The 17,093-nt window shown below is 70.6% G+C and carries 12 protein-coding genes; 7 read left to right on the top strand and 5 right to left on the bottom strand.

Annotated elements, in window-relative coordinates; genetic code table 11:
- Positions 1–31 precede the first annotated feature (31 nt).
- Positions 32–1,108: an NAD(P)-binding domain-containing protein gene (locus ABZT06_RS33990; RefSeq protein WP_355749793.1), complete on the top strand. Its 1,077-nt coding sequence runs from the start codon at positions 32–34 to the stop codon at positions 1,106–1,108.
- A gap of 13 nt (positions 1,109–1,121) precedes the next feature.
- Here ABZT06_RS33990 and mltG read toward each other — a convergent pair whose 3' ends face one another.
- Positions 1,122–1,970, bottom strand: coding sequence for an endolytic transglycosylase MltG (mltG, locus tag ABZT06_RS33995; protein ID WP_355749796.1), 849 nt, complete (start codon positions 1,968–1,970; stop codon positions 1,122–1,124).
- A gap of 62 nt (positions 1,971–2,032) precedes the next feature.
- Entirely contained in the window at positions 2,033–3,877 is a 1,845-nt protein-coding gene (locus ABZT06_RS34000; RefSeq protein WP_355749799.1) for an ABC transporter ATP-binding protein, read from the bottom strand.
- 94 nt (positions 3,878–3,971) lie between these two features.
- Here ABZT06_RS34000 and ABZT06_RS34005 point away from each other — a divergent pair, with 94 nt between their 5' ends.
- A complete protein-coding gene (locus ABZT06_RS34005) occupies positions 3,972–4,409 on the top strand; it encodes a MarR family transcriptional regulator (RefSeq protein ID WP_355749802.1) in 438 nt (145 codons plus the stop codon).
- Positions 4,410–4,467: 58 nt separating this feature from the next.
- On the opposite strand, the gene ABZT06_RS34010 is transcribed toward ABZT06_RS34005, so the two are convergent.
- Together ABZT06_RS34010 and ABZT06_RS34015 are read right to left on the bottom strand one after the other, a co-directional pair.
- On the bottom strand, positions 4,468–5,865 hold the full coding sequence (locus ABZT06_RS34010) for a cation:dicarboxylase symporter family transporter (RefSeq protein WP_355749805.1): 1,398 nt from the start codon (positions 5,863–5,865) through the stop codon (positions 4,468–4,470).
- A gap of 168 nt (positions 5,866–6,033) precedes the next feature.
- Positions 6,034–7,653 (bottom strand): peptide-N4-asparagine amidase, encoded by a 1,620-nt coding sequence (locus tag ABZT06_RS34015; RefSeq protein WP_355749808.1) that lies wholly within the window; start codon positions 7,651–7,653, stop codon positions 6,034–6,036.
- Positions 7,654–8,138: 485 nt separating this feature from the next.
- On the opposite strand from ABZT06_RS34015, the gene ABZT06_RS34020 reads away from it, so the two are divergent.
- The 4 genes from ABZT06_RS34020 (at position 8,139) to ABZT06_RS34035 (ending at position 13,566) form a co-directional block, all read left to right on the top strand.
- Positions 8,139–10,031: an ABC transporter ATP-binding protein gene (locus ABZT06_RS34020; protein WP_355749811.1), complete on the top strand. Its 1,893-nt coding sequence runs from the start codon at positions 8,139–8,141 to the stop codon at positions 10,029–10,031.
- Positions 10,028–11,809, top strand: a complete 1,782-nt coding sequence (locus ABZT06_RS34025) for an ABC transporter ATP-binding protein (protein ID WP_355749814.1) — start codon at positions 10,028–10,030, stop codon at positions 11,807–11,809. The genes ABZT06_RS34020 and ABZT06_RS34025 overlap by 4 nt, the downstream gene beginning before the upstream one ends.
- 948 nt (positions 11,810–12,757) lie before the next feature.
- Complete coding sequence (locus ABZT06_RS34030; RefSeq protein WP_355749817.1) at positions 12,758–13,228, top strand: DUF5709 domain-containing protein; 471 nt, start codon at positions 12,758–12,760, stop codon at positions 13,226–13,228.
- A gap of 77 nt (positions 13,229–13,305) precedes the next feature.
- On the top strand, positions 13,306–13,566 hold the full coding sequence (locus ABZT06_RS34035; protein ID WP_355749820.1) for a type B 50S ribosomal protein L31: 261 nt from the start codon (positions 13,306–13,308) through the stop codon (positions 13,564–13,566).
- Between the two features lie 23 nt (positions 13,567–13,589).
- Here the strand turns inward: ABZT06_RS34035 and ABZT06_RS34040 are convergent, their stop codons facing one another.
- Positions 13,590–14,384 carry a metal-dependent hydrolase gene (locus tag ABZT06_RS34040; protein ID WP_355749823.1) on the bottom strand — a complete coding sequence of 265 codons (795 nt, stop codon included), beginning with the start codon at positions 14,382–14,384 and terminating at the stop codon, positions 13,590–13,592.
- 145 nt (positions 14,385–14,529) lie between these two features.
- On the opposite strand from ABZT06_RS34040, the gene ABZT06_RS34045 reads away from it, so the two are divergent.
- A complete protein-coding gene (locus ABZT06_RS34045) occupies positions 14,530–17,043 on the top strand; it encodes a DUF3516 domain-containing protein (protein ID WP_355749826.1) in 2,514 nt (837 codons plus the stop codon).
- Positions 17,044–17,093 lie beyond the last annotated feature (50 nt).

Below are 17,093 nucleotides of genomic sequence, written 5' to 3' on the forward strand. Positions count from 1 at the left end.
GATCCACGACCTCGCCGCGGTTGGTAGAAACGTGAACAACACGCGCGAGGTCGAGGTCGTCGTCGTAGGCGCTGGTCAGGCAGGCCTGTCCAGCGCCTATCACCTGCGCCGCACCGGTTTCGAGCCGGAGCGCGACTTCGTGGTCCTCGACCACTCCCCCGCCCCCGGCGGCGCCTGGCAGTTCCGGTGGCCGTCGCTGACGTACGGCAAGGTCCACGGCATGCACGCGCTGCCGGGGATGGAGCTCACGGGCGCCGATCCGCGGCGGCCGTCGTCGGAGGTGATCGCCGAGTACTTCACGGCGTACGAGCGAGCCTTCGACCTGCGCGTACGCCGCCCTGTCGAGGTCCGTGCGGTGCGGGAGGGCGACGACGGGAGGCTGCTCGTGGAGACCTCGGACGGGGACTGGTCGACGCGGGCGCTGATCAACGCGACCGGCACCTGGGACCGGCCGTTCTGGCCGCGCTATCCCGGCCAGGAGACCTTCCGGGGGCGGCAGTTGCACACCGCGCGGTATCCCGGCCCCGAGGCGTTCGCCGGGCTGCGGGTGGTCGTGGTGGGCGGGGGTGCGTCCGGCACCCAGCACCTCATGGAGCTCGCCCCGTACGCGGCCGCCACCACCTGGGTGACCAGGAGCGAACCCGTGTTCCGGGAGGGCCCCTTCAGCGAGGACGTCGGCCGGGAGGCCGTGGCGCTCGTCGAGGAGCGGGTACGGCAGGGGCTGCCGCCGAAGAGCGTGGTGTCGGTGACCGGACTGCCGCTGAACGACGCGGTCCGGCAGGCGATCGCGGACGGGGTCCTCGACCGGCAGCCCATGTTCGACCGGATCACGCCCGAGGGCGTGGCGTGGAACGACGGGCGGCGGGTGGACGCCGACGTGATCCTGTGGGCGACCGGGTTCCGGGCCGCCATCGACCATCTGGCCCCGCTGAAGCTGCGCGAGCCGGGCGGCGGGATCCGCGTCGAGGGCACGCGCGCGGTCGCCGACGAGCGGATCCATCTCGTCGGCTACGGCCCGTCGGCGAGCACCATCGGCGCCAACCGCGCGGGCCGTGCGGCCGTACGGGACATCAGGCGGCTCCTGACCGCGCAAGCCGCCGCTGCCTGAGGCACCGTCGGCGTCACCCCGACGTGGCCGAGCCCTGCTGGTTCTTGTTGAACTCGGCCACGTTGCGCCGGTGTTCCTCGAAGCTGTTCGTAAAACGGGTGTCCCCCGGCTTCACCGTCACGAAGTACAGCCAGTCCCCCGGGGTCGGGTTGACGGCCGCGCGCATCGCCGCCTCGCCCGGGTTGTCGATCGGGGTCGGCGGCAGACCCATGCGCTGGTACGAGTTGTAGGGGCTGTCGATCCGGGTGTCGGCACCGGTCGTCCTCAGCGTGGAGCGGTTCAGCCCGTAGTTGATGGTGGAGTCCATCTGCAACGGCATCCCGCGCTCCAGGCGGTTGACGATGACCCGCGCCACCTTCCCCATGTCGGCCTCGGTCGCCGCCTCGGCCTGGACGATGCTCGCGATGGTGACGGCCTGGTAGACGTTCATCGCGCTGCGCTGGGCGCCGGCCGCGACGGGGGCGCCGTTGAACTTCTTGTTCGCGGTGTCGACCATGAACGAGAGCAGCGCCTCGGGCGTCGTCTTCTTCCCGTGCCGCTCCAATGGGTACGTCGCCGGGAAGAGGTAGCCCTCCGGGTTGCCCTCCGCGTCGGCGGGCAGCCTGAGGTGCGCCTTGGCCAGGGACTTCTTGGTGGTGCCCGGAGGCCGGTCGAGGGCCTTGTCGACGGCGTCGTAGATCTGCCCGGCCCGCCGGCCCTCCGGGATCACCAGGGTGGTGGGCTCCGTCCACCCCTCGCCCCGCAGGCTGAGCAGCGGCACCGCCACGGCGGTGCCGGCCACGACGGCCCCGGTCGCGATGAGGACGAGTCGGCCCCGGCGCGTCAGTCGAATCGTGCTCCGTGGCGGAGTGTTCCTGTACATGCGGGCACGGTAACGCGCATATCGTCACAAACCAGGCATATCTTCGGCTTGTCGGTTTCGGTTCAGCTGGTCGGTTCCAGTTGCGCGTCCCCGTGTGCGGGGTCCTGCCGGGCGTCCCGGCGTACCAGCTCCGCGTACCGTCCGTCCTGCTCCAGCAGTTCCTCGTGGGTGCCGCGCTCGGCCACCCGGCCCGCGTCGAGGACCACGATCTGGTCGGCGTTCCGGATGGTGGACAGGCGGTGCGCGATGGTCAGCGTGGTGCGGTTGGCCGAGAGCGCGTCGATGGCCTCCTGCACGGCGTGCTCGGTACGGGTGTCCAGCGCGCTGGTCGCCTCGTCCAGGATGAGGACGGGCGGGTCTCGCAGAATGGTCCGTGCGATGGCCAGGCGCTGCTTCTCACCACCGGAGAACCGGTGGCCGCGCTCGCCCACGACCGTCTCGTAGCCGTCGGGCAGCGAGGCGATGTGGTCGTGGATCTGGGCCGCACGCGCCGCCTGTTCGATCTCCTCGTCGGTCGCGTCCGGCTTCGCGAAGCGCAGGTTGTCGGCGACCGAGGCATGGAAGAGGTACGTCTCCTGCGAGACGACCCCGATACCGCGCGCGAGGGTGTCGAAGTCGAGGTCGCGGACGTCGACCCCGTCGAGGGTGACCCGGCCGCCCGTCACGTCGTAGAGCCGCGGGACGAGATATCCGAGTGTGGACTTTCCCGCGCCGGTCGGGCCGACGACCGCGAGACTGCTGCCCGCGGGGACGTCGATGTCGATGCCGTCGAGGATGGGGCCCCGCTTGTCCTTGTCCTCGTCGCCGTCGTAGCGGAACTCCACGTTCTCCAGGCGGACCTCGCCCTTGACGCGGTCGAGGTGGACCGGGTCCTCCCGCTCGGTGATGTCGACCGGCAGGTCGAGGTACTCGAAGATGCGCTGGAAGAGCGCGAGCGAGGTCTGGATCTGGACGCCGGTCGACAACAGGCTCACGGCCGGGCGGAACAGGCCCTGCTGGAGCGAGACGAAGGCGACGATGGTGCCGATGGAGATGTCGGGGCCGCCGGCCTGGAGGGCGATGCCCGCGGTCCAGTAGATGACGGCGGGCATCGCGGACATGACGATCCCGATGACGGCCATCCGCCAGCGGCCGGCCATGTTCGACCGTACCTCGAGGTCGACCAGACCCTCGGACTCGTCCGCGAAGGACCGGGTCAGCGAGTCGGAACGGCCCATCGTGCGGCCCAGCAGGATGCCGCTGACGGAAAGCGACTCGGTGACGGTCGCGGCCATCGCGGCCATCTGCTTCTGACGCTGAGTGGTGATCTTCTTGCGTTCGTTGCCGACCCGGCGGCTGATCCACACGAACACCGGGAGCAGGAGCAGCGAGACGACGGTCAGGCGCCAGTCGAGGGCGATCATCGCGACGATCGTGGCGATCACGCTGGTCAGGTTGGAGACCAGGGAGGTCGCGGTCGAGGTGACGGTGGCCTGCATACCGCCGATGTCGTTGGCGATACGGGACTGCACCTCGCCGGTGCGGGTCCGGGTGAAGAAGGCGAGCGACATGCGCTGGAGGCGGCCGTACACCGCGGTGCGCAGGTCATGCATGACGCGCTGGCCGACCGTCGTGGAGATCAGGGTCTGCAGGACGCCGAAGATACCGGTGAGGACGGCACTGAGGATCATGCCCAGCGCGAGCAGGCTGAGCAGACCGGTGCGGCCCTGGGGGATCGCTACGTCCAGCGTTTCCTTCAGCAGGAACGGGGTGGCGACGGTGACCAGGGAGGCGGCGCCGACCAGCAGGCCGACGACGGCGAGCCTGGCGCGGTACGGCTTGAAGAGCAGGAGGATGCGACGCACCTGACGGGGTTGGTCGGTCGAGGTGCCGGGTGTGGGGGTCCAGTCGATGTGATCGCGGGGCATGGTCTCCTACGGAAGGTGAGATGAAGAGGACTGACGGAGCCTAGCTCATTGTTACCTATGCTCACAATGAATGAGGTCCTGATATTGTTCCCGCATGACCACGCCCGATTCCGACAGCCTGCTGGCCGAGCAGTTGCTCAGGCTCACGCGCCGGGTGCACCGCATCCAGAAACGCCAGCTTCACGAGCGCGGTCTCGGCGTGACCCCGGCCCAGTCCCGGCTGTTGCGCACGCTCGCGCACTGGGAGACGCCGCCCCGCATGGCCGATCTCGCGGAGCGGCTGGAGGTGGTGCCGCGTGCGGTGACGAGCCTGGTCGACGGCTTGGAGGCCGGCGGCAAGGTCCGGCGCGTACCCGATCCGGCCAACCGACGGGTCATCCGCATCGAGCTCACCGAGGACGGCGTGAAGACGCTTCAGGAGCTGCGGGACGTACGCAGGGCCGCCGCGGAGGAGATCCTCGCCCCTTTGTCGGGCGAACAGCGTGAGGTCCTGGGCCACTTGCTGGACACCCTGGCGGACGGACCGTGCTGAACGGGGCGTGGCCACCACTCCGGTGGAGTGGTGGCCACGCCCCGTTCGGGGACCGGTGTCAGCCGACCTCGACCACCGGCTCCTCGGCAACCGGCTCCTTGACCGGCCCCTCAACCGGCTCCTCGGCGGTCCGAGCCGGTACGGGCTCCTCCTCCACCTCGGGCACGGTCTCGCCGCCCAGCACCCTCTTCGCCCTGTCGATGTCCAGCGCCCCCTCCCAGCGGGAGACCGCGAAGACCGCGACGCAGTTGCCGAGCAGGTTCGTCACGACGCGCATCGAGTCCATGATGCGGTCCACGCCGAGGAGCAGGGCGACGGCTCCGGCGGGGATCGCGCCGAGCGAGGAGGCGGTCGCGGACAGGGCGAGGAACGCCGAGCCGGGGATGCCCGCCATACCCTTGCTGGTCAGCATCAACACCAGGACCACGGTGATCTGCTGGCCGAGGCTGAGGTCGACGCCCACCGCCTGGGCGATGAACAGCGTGCCGATGGAGAGGTAGAGCGAGGCGCCGTCGAGGTTGAAGGAGTACCCGGTCGGCAGCACCAGGCCGACCGCGTCGTCACGGGCACCGGCCTTGCGCAGCTTCTGCATGACACGCGGCATGACGGACTCGGTGGACGCGGTGCCGAGCGCGAGGAGCATCTCCTCGCGGATGTAGCGCAGGAACTTCCAGAGGCTGAGCCCCGTGACCGCCTTCAGCGCAACGGCCAGCAGCACGATGAAGAGGGCGGCGGCCGCGTAGCACAGGACGATCAGCTTGGCGTAGGTCTCGATGACGCCGAGGCCGTACTGGCCGATCAGGACGGCCATCGCGCCGAAGACGGCGATCGGCGCGAGACGCATCACGAAGCCGACGACGGCGAAGATGATCTCCTGGGCCTGCTCGATGGCGGGCAGCACCTGCGGGACCTTGGTGTGGCCGAGGTGCAGCAGCGCGGCACCCACCAGACAGGCCAGGATGAGCACCTGGAGCAGGGAGTTCTCGGCGAAGGCACCGATGAAACTGGTGGGCAGCGCGTTGACGATGAACTCGGTCGTCGACGGCAGGTGTCCGCCGCCGGTCTTGGCGTCGACAGCCGCCGTGTTGAGCGTGGCCGCGTCGACGTGCATCCCCGAGCCGGGTTGGACGACGTTGGCGGCGAGCAGACCGATGACCAGCGCGAGCGTGCTCGCGACCTCGAACCAGATCAGCGCCTTGAGCCCGATCCGGCCGAACGCCTTCAGGTCACCGGCCTTGGCGATCCCTACGACGACCACACAGAACACGAGCGGCGAGATGATCGTCTTGATCAGCCGGGTGAAGCCGTCGCCGAGCGGCTGGAGGTCCGAGGCGAAGCCGGGCCACACCTTTCCGACCAGGACACCGAGCACGAGCGCGCAGGCGACCTGCGCGAAGAGAGAGGTACGCAGTATGCGTGCGACGCGTCGCGGCAGCGACGGGACGGACGGCGGCACGGGCACTCCTTGAGCGACGGGGACGCGCAGAAGCCATGGGGGATACTTCTGCGATACGGAAAGCGGCTTCCGTGAAGTTCACTCTGGAGTGCCCGTTGATCACGCGCGAGACCGCCGCGTTTCAGCCGCGTAAATCACGCTGCCTGTGACGCGTCGCACACACCTTGCTCAGCAGCCGTTGCGTTCCTCGGCCAGCACCCCCTGGACGGTTCTGAGAAAGCGGTCGTAGCAGCCGGCCGAACCGCGGATCCGGTAGCGCTCGCTCGTCGTCCCGACCGCGTGCCGCTGGTCGCGCGGGACGTTGATCGTGTACGTGGCGTCGCCCGCGTAGGTGTCGTCGAGCCGGTACCAGCCCGTGCGGTGGCCCGCCCGGGTCATCGCGAGGTCAGCGCGGTCACCGAGGGTCAGCACGGTGCGCAGCCGGTCGCCCGCGCCGATGGTGGTCGTGCCGTCCATCGTGTACGTGCGGTGGGTGCGGGTGGTCCGGGCCGGGCCGCGACCGTCGACGGTGACCGACTCGTCGTCCGTCCAGGTCGCCTTGAGCGCGTCGAAGTTCTCGCCGTCGGCCCAGCGGTGGGTGGAGGTGTTGGTCAGCGAGCGGCGGACGGTGGTCGTGACGCGGCCGTGCGAGGTGTCGACGTATCCGGCGACGGTGAGCCGGTGGTCACCCTCGGTGTCCACACGGTGTTCCGAACCGGGCGTGTACGTCGAGGAGTTGGTGAGCTCGCCGGTCGTGTGGGTGGTGAGTTTCCCTGTGACGTGCGCGCGCTCGGCGTCCTGCCAGACCAGGACGTTCACGGGCGTGCTCCAGCCCGACTGCCCCTCGGGGACTCCGACGACCGCGACGTCCACGCGGTGCGGGCGCCCGTCGTCGAGGAGGCCGGCGAAGGGGGTGAGGTCGTATTCGATCGGCTTGACGTCGAAGGCGCGGGGGCCCGGGACGACGTACCAGAGGAAGGGATTGGACCAGCCACCGGTCCACACGGTCGGGAACGGGGCGGCGACACCCGCGAGTTGGCCGTCCACCTTGATCTGCACCTCGCGGTAGGGGCCGCCCTCGGCCTGGCAGGAGTAGGGCGCGTTCGACGGCACCGCCAGGTACCAGTACTCCTCGCAGCCGCCGCCCGAGCCGGTGGCGTACACCTCGGCGACGATGCGTTCGCTGTTGCGCGGGGTAGTGAGGGTGTTCTCGTCGAGTGTCAGGACGCGGTCCGGCGCCGAGGTGTCGCGCCCTTCGCGCGCCGGGTAGAAGGTGAGTGTCACCTTGACGTCGATGACGCCGGTGTACGTGTCGTCGACCACGTTCCCAATGAGCATCTCGACGTCGTGGCGGGCGCGGAACGTGTCGCTGTAGCGCGTGACGTCCTTGTCCACGGACCACTCGATGCCGTCGGGCGAGGGCTCCGGCGTGGAGGTACGGAAGATCTCGACCCCGCCGATGTGCAGATACCCGAGCCGGTCGAACTGCCGTCCCTTGACCTTGCCTTCCATGCGCAGCACGACCTTGCTCCAACGGTCGCCGCAGCCCTTCGGCGGTGCGTAGCTGCCGGTGTACGGGGTGAAGTCGCGGAACTGCGCTTCGGCGACCGTGACTTGGCAGGACCTGCCGGAGGGTCTGGTGACGGGCGGGGCCGCGGTGATGGGGTCGTGCCAGTCGGTGCCGAACTCGGCGGGGATGTCGGCCGACCGGGCACCCTGTACCGCGGACTGGGCAGGCGCCGCCCCGAACAGCGCGCTGGCCAGGAGGGTCACACCCGCGAACATGGACATGACGATCCGTCTCTTCATGGCCGTGTTCTACGGCGAGTCGGGCGTCTCCCGCAATGACGCCTCCCGCGACGGCGTGGCCGACGTACCGCCGCCGTGGTCCATGTACGGCCAGACGCAGATGCCGCCGGTACTGGTGGCGGGCGACCTCGTGGGGGTCGGTGGTCCAGCCCCTTCCTGCCGTTGTGCCCGGGCCGGCTGCGGACGCGGTCCCAGCCGGAAGCGCGCTTGGTGCGGAGCACGACGGTGGCGTCCGGGGAGTCCCAGTCGTCGCTCGCCGCCCCTGAGTTGCGGGCAAGCGCCTCCTGGTCCGGGAGGGGACTGGGCCAGGGAAGGAACTCCTGATCCGGGAAAGGCCGATTCCGCGGACGCAGCCGGTTCTGTGCGGTGCGGCGGAAAACCTGTTGCTTCCGACCACGCTCTGCCGCGAACCTTTCACGGTTTGCAGCCGCCGTGTGCGGCTCCCCTCCCACCCCCTGACACGAGCCACTGGGACGTCACACGTCATGCAGATCCAAGACCTTCCGTATCCCGACCCGGGAGTGCCCGACGCACGCTCGGGCCGCCGGTTCCTGTGGTGGCTCTTCAGGAACCAGCTGGGCGGACAGCTCAAATCCCTGGCCTGGGGACTGCTGCACTTCCTCTCCATCTCCGCGCTGCCCTTCTGCGTCGGCGTGGCCATCCAGGCTGTCGTCGACCACTCCGGCCGCCGACTCGCCCTGGCGGGCGGCCTGCTGGCGCTGTGCTGCCTCGGCAGCGCGCTCGGCGACACCTTCCTGCACCGCACCGCCGTCACCAACTGGATCACGGCCGCCGCGCGCGTCCAGCAGTTGCTGGCCCGCAAGGCCGCGAACCTGGGCTCGGCGCTGACCCGTCGGGTCGCGGCCGGCGAGGTCGTGGCCGTCTCCACCGGCGACGTCGAGAAGATCGGCTGGTTCGTGGAGGCATGGTCACGGTTCACCGCGGCGGCCGTCACCGTCGTCGTGGTCTGCGCCGGCCTGGTCGTCTACCAGCCGGCACTCGGCAGCGTGGTCGCCGTGGGCCTGCCGTTCCTGGCCCTCGCGGCACTGCCGCTGCTGCCCAGCGCGACCAGACGCGCCGACTTCCAGCGCGAGAAGGCCGGCCGCGCCACCGAACTGGCCTCCGACACGGTCGCGGGTCTGCGGGTACTGCGCGGGATCGGCGGCGAGGAGCTCTTCCTCGACCGCTATCGCAAGGCCTCCCAGGAGGTCCGCCACGCGGCCGTGCGCAGCGCCCGGATGTGGTCGCTGATCGCCGCGATCCAGGTGCTCCTGCCGGGACTGCTGCTGATCGCGGTCGTCTGGTACGGCGTCCATCTGGCCCGGCAGGGCCGCGTCGAGATCGGTGAACTGGTCGCCGTCTACAGCTCGGTCATGATCCTCACCTATCCGCTGCGGCACTTCGAGGAGATCGCCATGGCGTACTCCTTCTCCCGCCCGTCGGCCACCCGGGCCGCCCGGGTGCTGTCGCTGGAGCGGGCCACGTCGGCCGAGGGCACACGGGGCGGGATCGGGGACGGAGAGGGCCTGCCGAGCGGGGATCTGTACGACCCGGCCACCGGCCTGCTCGCCCCCTCCGGCCGGCTCACCGCGGTGGTGTGCGGCGACCCGGACGCGGCGGGACTGCTGGCCGAGCGCCTCGGCGGGCACCCTTCGGAAGAGGGCACGTCGGTGCTGCTCGGTGGGGTGCCGCTGGACGAGCTGCCACTCGGCTCGGCGCGCACGGCGGTCCTGGTCCAGGACAAGGACCCGGTCCTGCTCTCCGGCACCCTGCGCGAACTGCTCGACGTGCCCGCATCGGGTGCCGTCGACGCCGAGGAGGCGCTCGCGGCCGCGCAGTGCGGGGACGTGCTGGCCGCCCTGGCACAGGGGTCGTTGGACGCCGAGGACCCGCTGGACGCGCGCATCACAGAACGCGGGCGGTCCCTGTCGGGCGGCCAGCGCCAGCGGCTCGCCCTGGCCAGGTCCCTGTTCACCGACCCGGAGGTGCTCGTCCTGGACGAGCCGACCTCCGCCGTCGACTCGCACACCGAGGCGCGGATCGCGGAAGGCGTACGGGACCTGCGGGCCGGCCGCACGACCGTGGTGTTCACCTCCTCGCCGCTGCTCCTGGACCGCGCCGACCGCGTGGTGCTCGTACACGAGGGCGAGGTGGCGGCCGTCGGCGTGCACCGCGAACTGGTGCGCAAGGAACCGCGATACCGGGCGATCGTCACCCGCGAGACGGACGAAGAGGCCGCCCTCGGCTACGTGCGGCACGAACAGGACGTACTGAACGAACAGGACGTACTGAACGAACAGCACGCACTGGACGAACAGCACGCACTGCACGGACAACACGCACTGCACGAATTGGAAGAGATCGAGGAGACAGCATGATCGGCCTGGCGCCACCGGCCTACGACCCGGCGGCACCGACGACGGCGAACACCCTGCCCGTCGGAGCCACCGCGACCGTACGCGCCTACGTGGCCGAACTGTTCCAGCGGCACCGCCGCGCCTTCGCGCTCCTCGTCGGCGTCAACACCGTCGCGGTCGTGGCCTCCATGGTCGGCCCCTGGCTCCTCGGCGACCTCGTCGAGCGGGTGTCGGACGGGGCCCGGGAACTCCATCTGGAGCTGACCGCCGGGCTGTTCGTCGTCGCGCTGGTCGTCCAGGCGGTGTTCGTACGGCAGGTGCGGCTGCGCGGTTCGATGATCGGCGAGCGTATGCTGGCCGACCTGCGCGAGGACTTCCTCGTCCGGGCGGTCGGCCTGCCCCCGGGCGTCCTGGAGCGGGCCGGAACCGGTGACCTGCTGTCCCGGATCACGACGGACATCGACCGGCTCGGCAACGCGATGCGCGAGGCCGTGCCGCAGCTGGCGATCGGTGTGGTGTGGGCGGCCCTGCTCCTCGGCGGGCTCGTGATCACCGCGCCGCCCCTGGCCGCCGCCGTGCTGCTCGCCCTGCCCGTGCTGGTCATCGGCTGCCGCTGGTACTTCAAGCGGGCGCCCTCGGCCTACCGCTCGGAGGCAGCCGGGTACGCCGCCGTGGCCGCCGCGCTCGCGGAGACCGTGGACGCCGGACGCACCGTCGAGGCGCACCGGCTGAGCGCGCGTCGCATCGAGCTGTCGGAGCGGCGGATCAAGGAGTGGACCGCCTGGGAGCGCTACACCCTGTGGCTGCGGTCGGTGCTCTTCCCGTGCATCAACGTCAGCCACGTGATGATCCTCTCGTCGGTGCTGATGGTCGGCGGGGTGTTCGTCCTCCAGGGCTGGATCGGGGTCGGCCAGCTGACGACGGGCGCGCTGATCGCTCAGATGCTGGTCGATCCGGTCGGGCTGATCCTGCGCTGGTACGACGAGCTGCAGGTGGCCCAGGTGTCGCTGGCCCGGCTGGTCGGGGTCCGGGACATCGAGCCGGCCGGCGGAGACGCCGGGCTCGCCCCGAAGGGGCGGGACGTCCACGCGGACCGGGTGCACTTCGGCTATCTGGAGGGCGTGGACGTCCTGCGCAAGGTGTCGCTGGAGGTCGCTCCCGGCACCAGGCTGGCGCTGGTCGGCCCCTCGGGCGCCGGCAAGTCCACCCTGGGCAGGCTGCTCGCCGGCATCTACGCGCCCCGGGACGGCCGGATCACCCTCGGCGGGGCCGAGCTGTCCCACATGCCCGCCGAACGGGTCCGTGAGCACGTGGCCCTCGTCAACCAGGAGCACCACGTCTTCGTGGGCTCCCTGCGCGACAACCTCCTGCTCGCCCGGACGGATGCCACGGACGCCGAGCTCTGGGCCGCCCTCGGCGCGGTCGACGCGGACGGCTGGGCGCGAGCGCTGGACGACGGCCTGGACACCGAGGTCGGCTCCGGCGGACTGACCGTCACTCCGGCCCAGGCCCAGCAGGTCGCGCTGGCCCGGCTGGTGCTGGCGGACCCGCACACGCTGGTCCTGGACGAGGCGACGTCGTTGCTGGATCCGCGGGCGGCCCGTCACCTGGAACGCTCCCTGGCCCGGGTCCTCGACGGCCGCACCGTGGTCGCCATCGCCCACCGCCTGCACACCGCCCACGACGCGGACGTCATCGCCGTCGTCGAGAACGGCCGCATCAGCGAACTGGGCAGCCATGACGAGCTGGTCGCAGCGGACGGGGCGTACGCGGCGCTGTGGAGGTCTTGGCACGGGTGAGGGGGCGGCGGAGCTTGACGCTGGGTGCGGAGAGCGCGGCGCCGGACGCCGGTTTCGGGTTGCGAGGATGTCAGGGCGCCAGAGATGCGCCGGGGGCGGGGCGGGGGGTGGGGAAGGCCCGGTGCCGGAGATGCTCGCGGTGCCGGGCGGCGGGGGGCCAGGGGTGCTCAGGTCGCCGGGGATGCTCGGGTGCGTGAGACCGGGGTGCCCTGGTGGGCCGGGAAACGCCTGGGTGCCGGAGGTGCTCGGGTGCCGGGGGCGGAGGCCAGGGGTGCTCAGGTCGCCGGGGATGCTCAGGGACGTGACGCCTGGGGTGCCCAGGAGGGCCCGGAACGCCTGGCTGCCGGAGATGCTCACGGTGCCGGGCGTCGGATGCCAGGGGTGTCCACGTCGCCGGGAATACTCGGGTGCATGACGCCGGGGAGCCCCGGGTGTCGGTAACGCCTAGGTGCCGGAGCCCGCGCGTTCTGGGCTCCCGGGAGGCCGGGGCGGCGAGGGCCGCTGCATCCCACGCCCCGGCCCTCCGGGCACCCGCACCACACAGCTCGCCCCTCGAACACCTGCACAGCATGCCCAACCCCTCCGACCCACGCGCACAGCCCCACCGACCATCGGCGCGGCCCGCCCCGGACGACCGGACACCGCTGCAGCCCACACCGGCCCACCCCGGCTCGTCCCGAACGACCGGACACCGACGCAGCCCACACCGGCCCGCCGATCACCAGCGCGCCCCCACCCCGGCCCTCCACCACCCGCTCCAGCCAGCGCAGCGACCACGTGGCGTTGCGCAGTCCCGAAAGGGGGTGGAAGGCTGGACAGCAGCACCGGCTCAGGGAGCGCCCGCGGGCGGTACGGTTCGGACGGCGGGCGCGGCAAGTGCCCCGCCAGTCCGTGGTCCGCCCCGGGCCGCGGGAGGACCGGGTCCGTCCCCTTCACCTGGAGGTAGCCGTGGACAGCTCCGACGGATGGGGAGACGACGTCTACCAGCCCGACGGATCCGACATCCAGGACGACGCGGGTCTGCTCGACGCGGAGGACACCCTGGAGGACGACGGAGTCGGCGAGCCCCTCGACCGTGGCTGGTCCCCGCCGGAGAGACCGTGGGCGGTGGAGCACAGCGGTGTGACGGCCGCGGAGCGTCGGCAGGGCGAGACGCTGGAGCAACGGCTCGCCGAGGAGATGCCCGACCTCGCGCCCTCCGACGGCGACGGCATCGGTGACTCCGACGACACCGACGGCGAACTGTGGGACAACGAGGTCGGCGCGATGCGTTCGGGCCGTCTCGTCGCCCCCGACGAAGGGGCCCACGAGGACGACGAAAGCGCGCTGATCGCCACGGACGTGGGCATCGACGGGGCCGCGGCGTCCGCGGAGGAGGCCGCGATGCACATCGTCGACGAGGACTCCCTGCCCGGCTGACCGTTGCGGCCGCCCGGCCGTTTCCACCCGCCCACCGCACTGCCCAGACCGTATTCCGCGCCTCCCGAGGAGCACGTATGCAGCAGGACAAGCACCCCGACTACCGCGAGGTCGTCTTCCGCGACCGCTCCGCCGGCTACGCCTTCCTGACCCGGTCCACCGCCACCAGCGACCAGACCATCGAGTGGGACGACGGCGAGACCTACCCGGTGGTGGACGTGGAGATCTCCTCCGAGAGCCACCCCTTCTACACCGGAAAGGCGCGGACGGTGGACTCCGAGGGACGCGTGGCCGCCTTCGAACGGCGCTACGGAGGCGGGGCCGGTCAGGGCAGCTGACGGGGGACGTCGGCGCCCCGGCGTCAGATGAAGTTGAGCGCCGCCGCGCAGCCCACTCCGCCGAGCAGCATGAACGCCGGCATCAGCACCTTCAGCTCGACCCAGCTGCCGGCCCGGAAGCGCATGACCTTCGGCGGGCCGATCGGGTACCAGCGCTTGCGGCCCACCGGGATCGGCCACAGGATGGGGCAGCCGGAGACCGTCAGCGCGTCCCCGATGTCGTGCACGAGCGCGCCCAGCACGACCGGCAGCCCCAGCCACAGGTATTCCTGGCCCGGCTGCGTGAACAGCCAGTGGGAACCGTTGCCCGGCTTGTCCAGGACGCCCGCGACGATCCAGGCGCTGGTAGCGGCCAGCAGCCAGACCAGGACGTCGGCGCTGGAGCCCCGGGTCGCCCGCCAGAGCAGGCCCTCGATGGCCAGCACCATGTGCACGAAGAGGATCGCCAGCACCGCCCAGCGGCCACCGGTGATCGCCGCCACCGAGCAGCCCGCGCCGATCAGCACCGCCCACAGCCAGGTGTGGGTGAGTGTGCGGTGGCCGCCGGAGCGACGCGGGTCGCCCTGCTTCCTGGTGGACTTGTAGACGGCGTACGAGAGCTTGTCGACGATCTCGCACAGGGCCCGCGAGACCGGTCCGAAGGCCCGCGAGATCGTGGCCGCCTTGTGGTCGAGGTCGGGAGCGAGGGCGGCGCCCGCGCAGATCAGGGCTCCGGCCAGCAGTACGGGCCACGGCATCGTGTGCCCCGTGGCGGCGGCCGCCGCTCCTACGCCCAGCCAGGCCGCGGCGCCCGACAGTGAGTGTGCTGGTCCCATCATCGGCGTTGCCCGCCCCATTCCTCGTGTGCAACTGTCCAGTTGACCGGCTGCGCTGACGCCCCGTCGGCGACACAGCGTACTGGTCGTGATCTTCGGACCCGCATCCGATTCCCCCCTCGGGCATCCGGGCAGGCAAGATGGGTGGGTGACCCTCATCGATCAGCTGCCGCCGACCGCCGACCCCGACGCCCTCTACGAAGCCTTCGAGTCGTGGGCCGAGGAGCGGGGTCTGACGCTCTACCCCCATCAGGAGGAGGCGCTGATCGAGGTGGTCTCCGGCGCGAACGTGATCGTGTCGACGCCCACCGGATCCGGCAAGAGCATGATCGCGGCGGGTGCGCATTTCGCCGCCCTCGCCCGTGACGAGGTCACCTTCTACACCGCGCCCATCAAGGCACTCGTCTCGGAGAAGTTCTTCGAGCTGTGCAAGATGTTCGGCACGGAGAACGTCGGCATGCTGACCGGCGACGCCTCCGTCAATTCCGACGCTCCCGTCATCTGCTGCACCGCCGAGGTGCTGGCGTCGATCGCGCTGCGCGACGGCAAGAACGCGGACGTGGGCCAGGTCGTCATGGACGAGTTCCACTTCTACGCCGAGGCGGACCGCGGCTGGGCCTGGCAGATCCCGATCCTGGAGCTGCCCCAGGCTCAGTTCGTCCTGATGTCGGCCACGCTCGGCGATGTCGCGATGTTCGAGCAGGACCTGACCCGGCGCACCGGTCGGCCGACGTCGGTGGTCCGCTCGGCGACCCGGCCGGTCCCCCTCTCCTACGAGTACAAGTTCACCCCGCTCACCGAGACCCTGACGGAACTCCTGGAGACCAGGCAGGCGCCGGTGTACATCGTGCACTTCACGCAGGCGCAGGCCGTGGAGCGGGCGCAGGCGCTGATGAGCATCAACATGTGCTCGCGTGAGGAGAAGGACCAGATCGCCGACCTGATCGGCAACTTCCGCTTCACCACCAAGTTCGGCCGCAACCTCTCCCGTTACGTCCGGCACGGCATCGGCGTCCATCACGCCGGCATGCTGCCCAAGTACCGGCGGCTGGTGGAGAAGCTCGCGCAGGCCGGACTGCTGAAGGTCATCTGCGGCACGGACACCCTCGGCGTCGGTGTCAACGTGCCCATTCGCACGGTGCTGTTCACGGCGCTGACCAAGTACGACGGCAACCGGGTCCGTACCCTGCGCGCCCGTGAGTTCCACCAGATCGCCGGCCGCGCGGGCCGGGCGGGCTTCGACACGGCGGGCTTCGTGGTCGCCCAGGCTCCCGAGCACGTCATCGAGAACGAGAAGGCGCTCGCCAAGGCGGGTGACGACCCGAAGAAGCGCCGTAAGGTCGTGCGCAAGAAGGCGCCCGAGGGTTTCGTCGCCTGGTCGGAGAACACCTTCGAGAAGCTGATCGCCTCCGAGCCGGAGCCGCTGACGTCCCGCTTCCGGGTCACCCACACGATGCTGCTGTCGGTCATCGCCCGCCCCGGAAACGCCTTCGCGGCGATGCGGCATCTCCTGGAGGACAACCACGAGCCGCGCAAGCAGCAGCTGAGGCACATCCGGCGGGCGATCGCCATCTACCGCTCGCTGCTGGACGGCGGCATCGTCGAGAAGCTCGACGAGCCCGACGCCAACGGCCGCATCGTCCGCCTCACCGTGGACCTCCAGCAGGACTTCGCGCTCAACCAGCCGCTGTCCACGTTCGCGCTCGCCGCGTTCGAGCTGCTCGACCCCGAATCGCCGTCCTACGCCCTGGACATGGTGTCCGTCGTGGAGTCCACGCTGGACGACCCCCGGCAGATCCTCGTGGCCCAGCTGAACAAGGCGAAGGGCGAGGCGGTGGCCGCGATGAGGGCGGACGGCGTCGAGTACGAGGAGCGCATGGAGCGCCTCCAGGACATCAGCTACCCGAAGCCGCTGGAGGAGCTCCTCTTCCACGCGTACGACACCTACCGCAAGAGCCACCCCTGGGTCGGCGACCATCCGCTCTCCCCGAAGTCCGTCATCCGGGACATGTACGAACGGGCCATGTCCTTCACGGAGTTGGTGTCCTTCTACGAGCTGGCACGCACCGAGGGCATTGTCCTGCGCTACCTCGCCAGTGCCTACAAGACGCTCGACCACAACATCCCGGACGACCTCAAGTCCGAGGATCTGCAGGACCTGATCGAGTGGCTCGGCGAGACGGTCCGCCAGGTCGACTCCAGTCTCCTGGACGAGTGGGAGCAGCTCGCCAACCCGGAGGAGATGACCGCCGAGGAGGCCCAGGAGAAGGCCGACGAGGTCAAGCCCGTCACCGCCAACGCGCGTGCCTTCCGTGTCCTGGTCCGCAACGCCCTGTTCCGCCGCGTCGAGCTCGCCGCCCTGGACCAGGTGGAGGAGCTCGGCGAGATGGACGGCGAGGCCGGCTGGGACGCGGACGCGTGGGGCGAGGCGATGGACAAGTACTGGGACGAGTACGACGACCTCGGCACCGGCCCTGACGCGCGTGGTCCCAAGCTGCTGCAGATCCAGGAGGAGCCGCAGCACCGGCTGTGGCGCGTCCGGCAGACGTTCGCCGACCCGAACGGCGACCACGACTGGGGCATCAGCGCGGAGATCGATCTCGCCGCCTCCGACGCGGAGGGCCGCGCGGTCGTCCGGGTCACCGATGTCGGCCAGTTGTGAGCCACACGCCAGCTCTGAGCCCCAGGCCAGTTGTGAGCCAAGGAGAGTCC

The organism is Streptomyces sp. NPDC005483, from assembly GCF_040606035.1.
In the GTDB taxonomy this organism is placed as follows: domain Bacteria; phylum Actinomycetota; class Actinomycetes; order Streptomycetales; family Streptomycetaceae; genus Streptomyces.

Excerpts from the sequence above, each read along its gene's own strand:
- ABZT06_RS34035 (WP_355749820.1), top strand. The coding sequence starts at position 13,306 with ATGCAGCAGGACAAGCACCCCGACTACCGCGAGGTCGTCTTCCGCGAC.
- ABZT06_RS34025 (WP_355749814.1), top strand. The coding sequence starts at position 10,028 with ATGATCGGCCTGGCGCCACCGGCCTACGACCCGGCGGCACCGACGACG.
- ABZT06_RS34040 (WP_355749823.1), bottom strand. The coding sequence starts at position 14,384 with ATGATGGGACCAGCACACTCACTGTCGGGCGCCGCGGCCTGGCTGGGC.
- ABZT06_RS34020 (WP_355749811.1), top strand. The coding sequence starts at position 8,139 with ATGCAGATCCAAGACCTTCCGTATCCCGACCCGGGAGTGCCCGACGCA.
- mltG (WP_355749796.1), bottom strand. The coding sequence starts at position 1,970 with ATGTACAGGAACACTCCGCCACGGAGCACGATTCGACTGACGCGCCGG.
- ABZT06_RS34000 (WP_355749799.1), bottom strand. The coding sequence starts at position 3,877 with ATGCCCCGCGATCACATCGACTGGACCCCCACACCCGGCACCTCGACC.
- ABZT06_RS34015 (WP_355749808.1), bottom strand. The coding sequence starts at position 7,653 with ATGAAGAGACGGATCGTCATGTCCATGTTCGCGGGTGTGACCCTCCTG.
- ABZT06_RS34005 (WP_355749802.1), top strand. The coding sequence starts at position 3,972 with ATGACCACGCCCGATTCCGACAGCCTGCTGGCCGAGCAGTTGCTCAGG.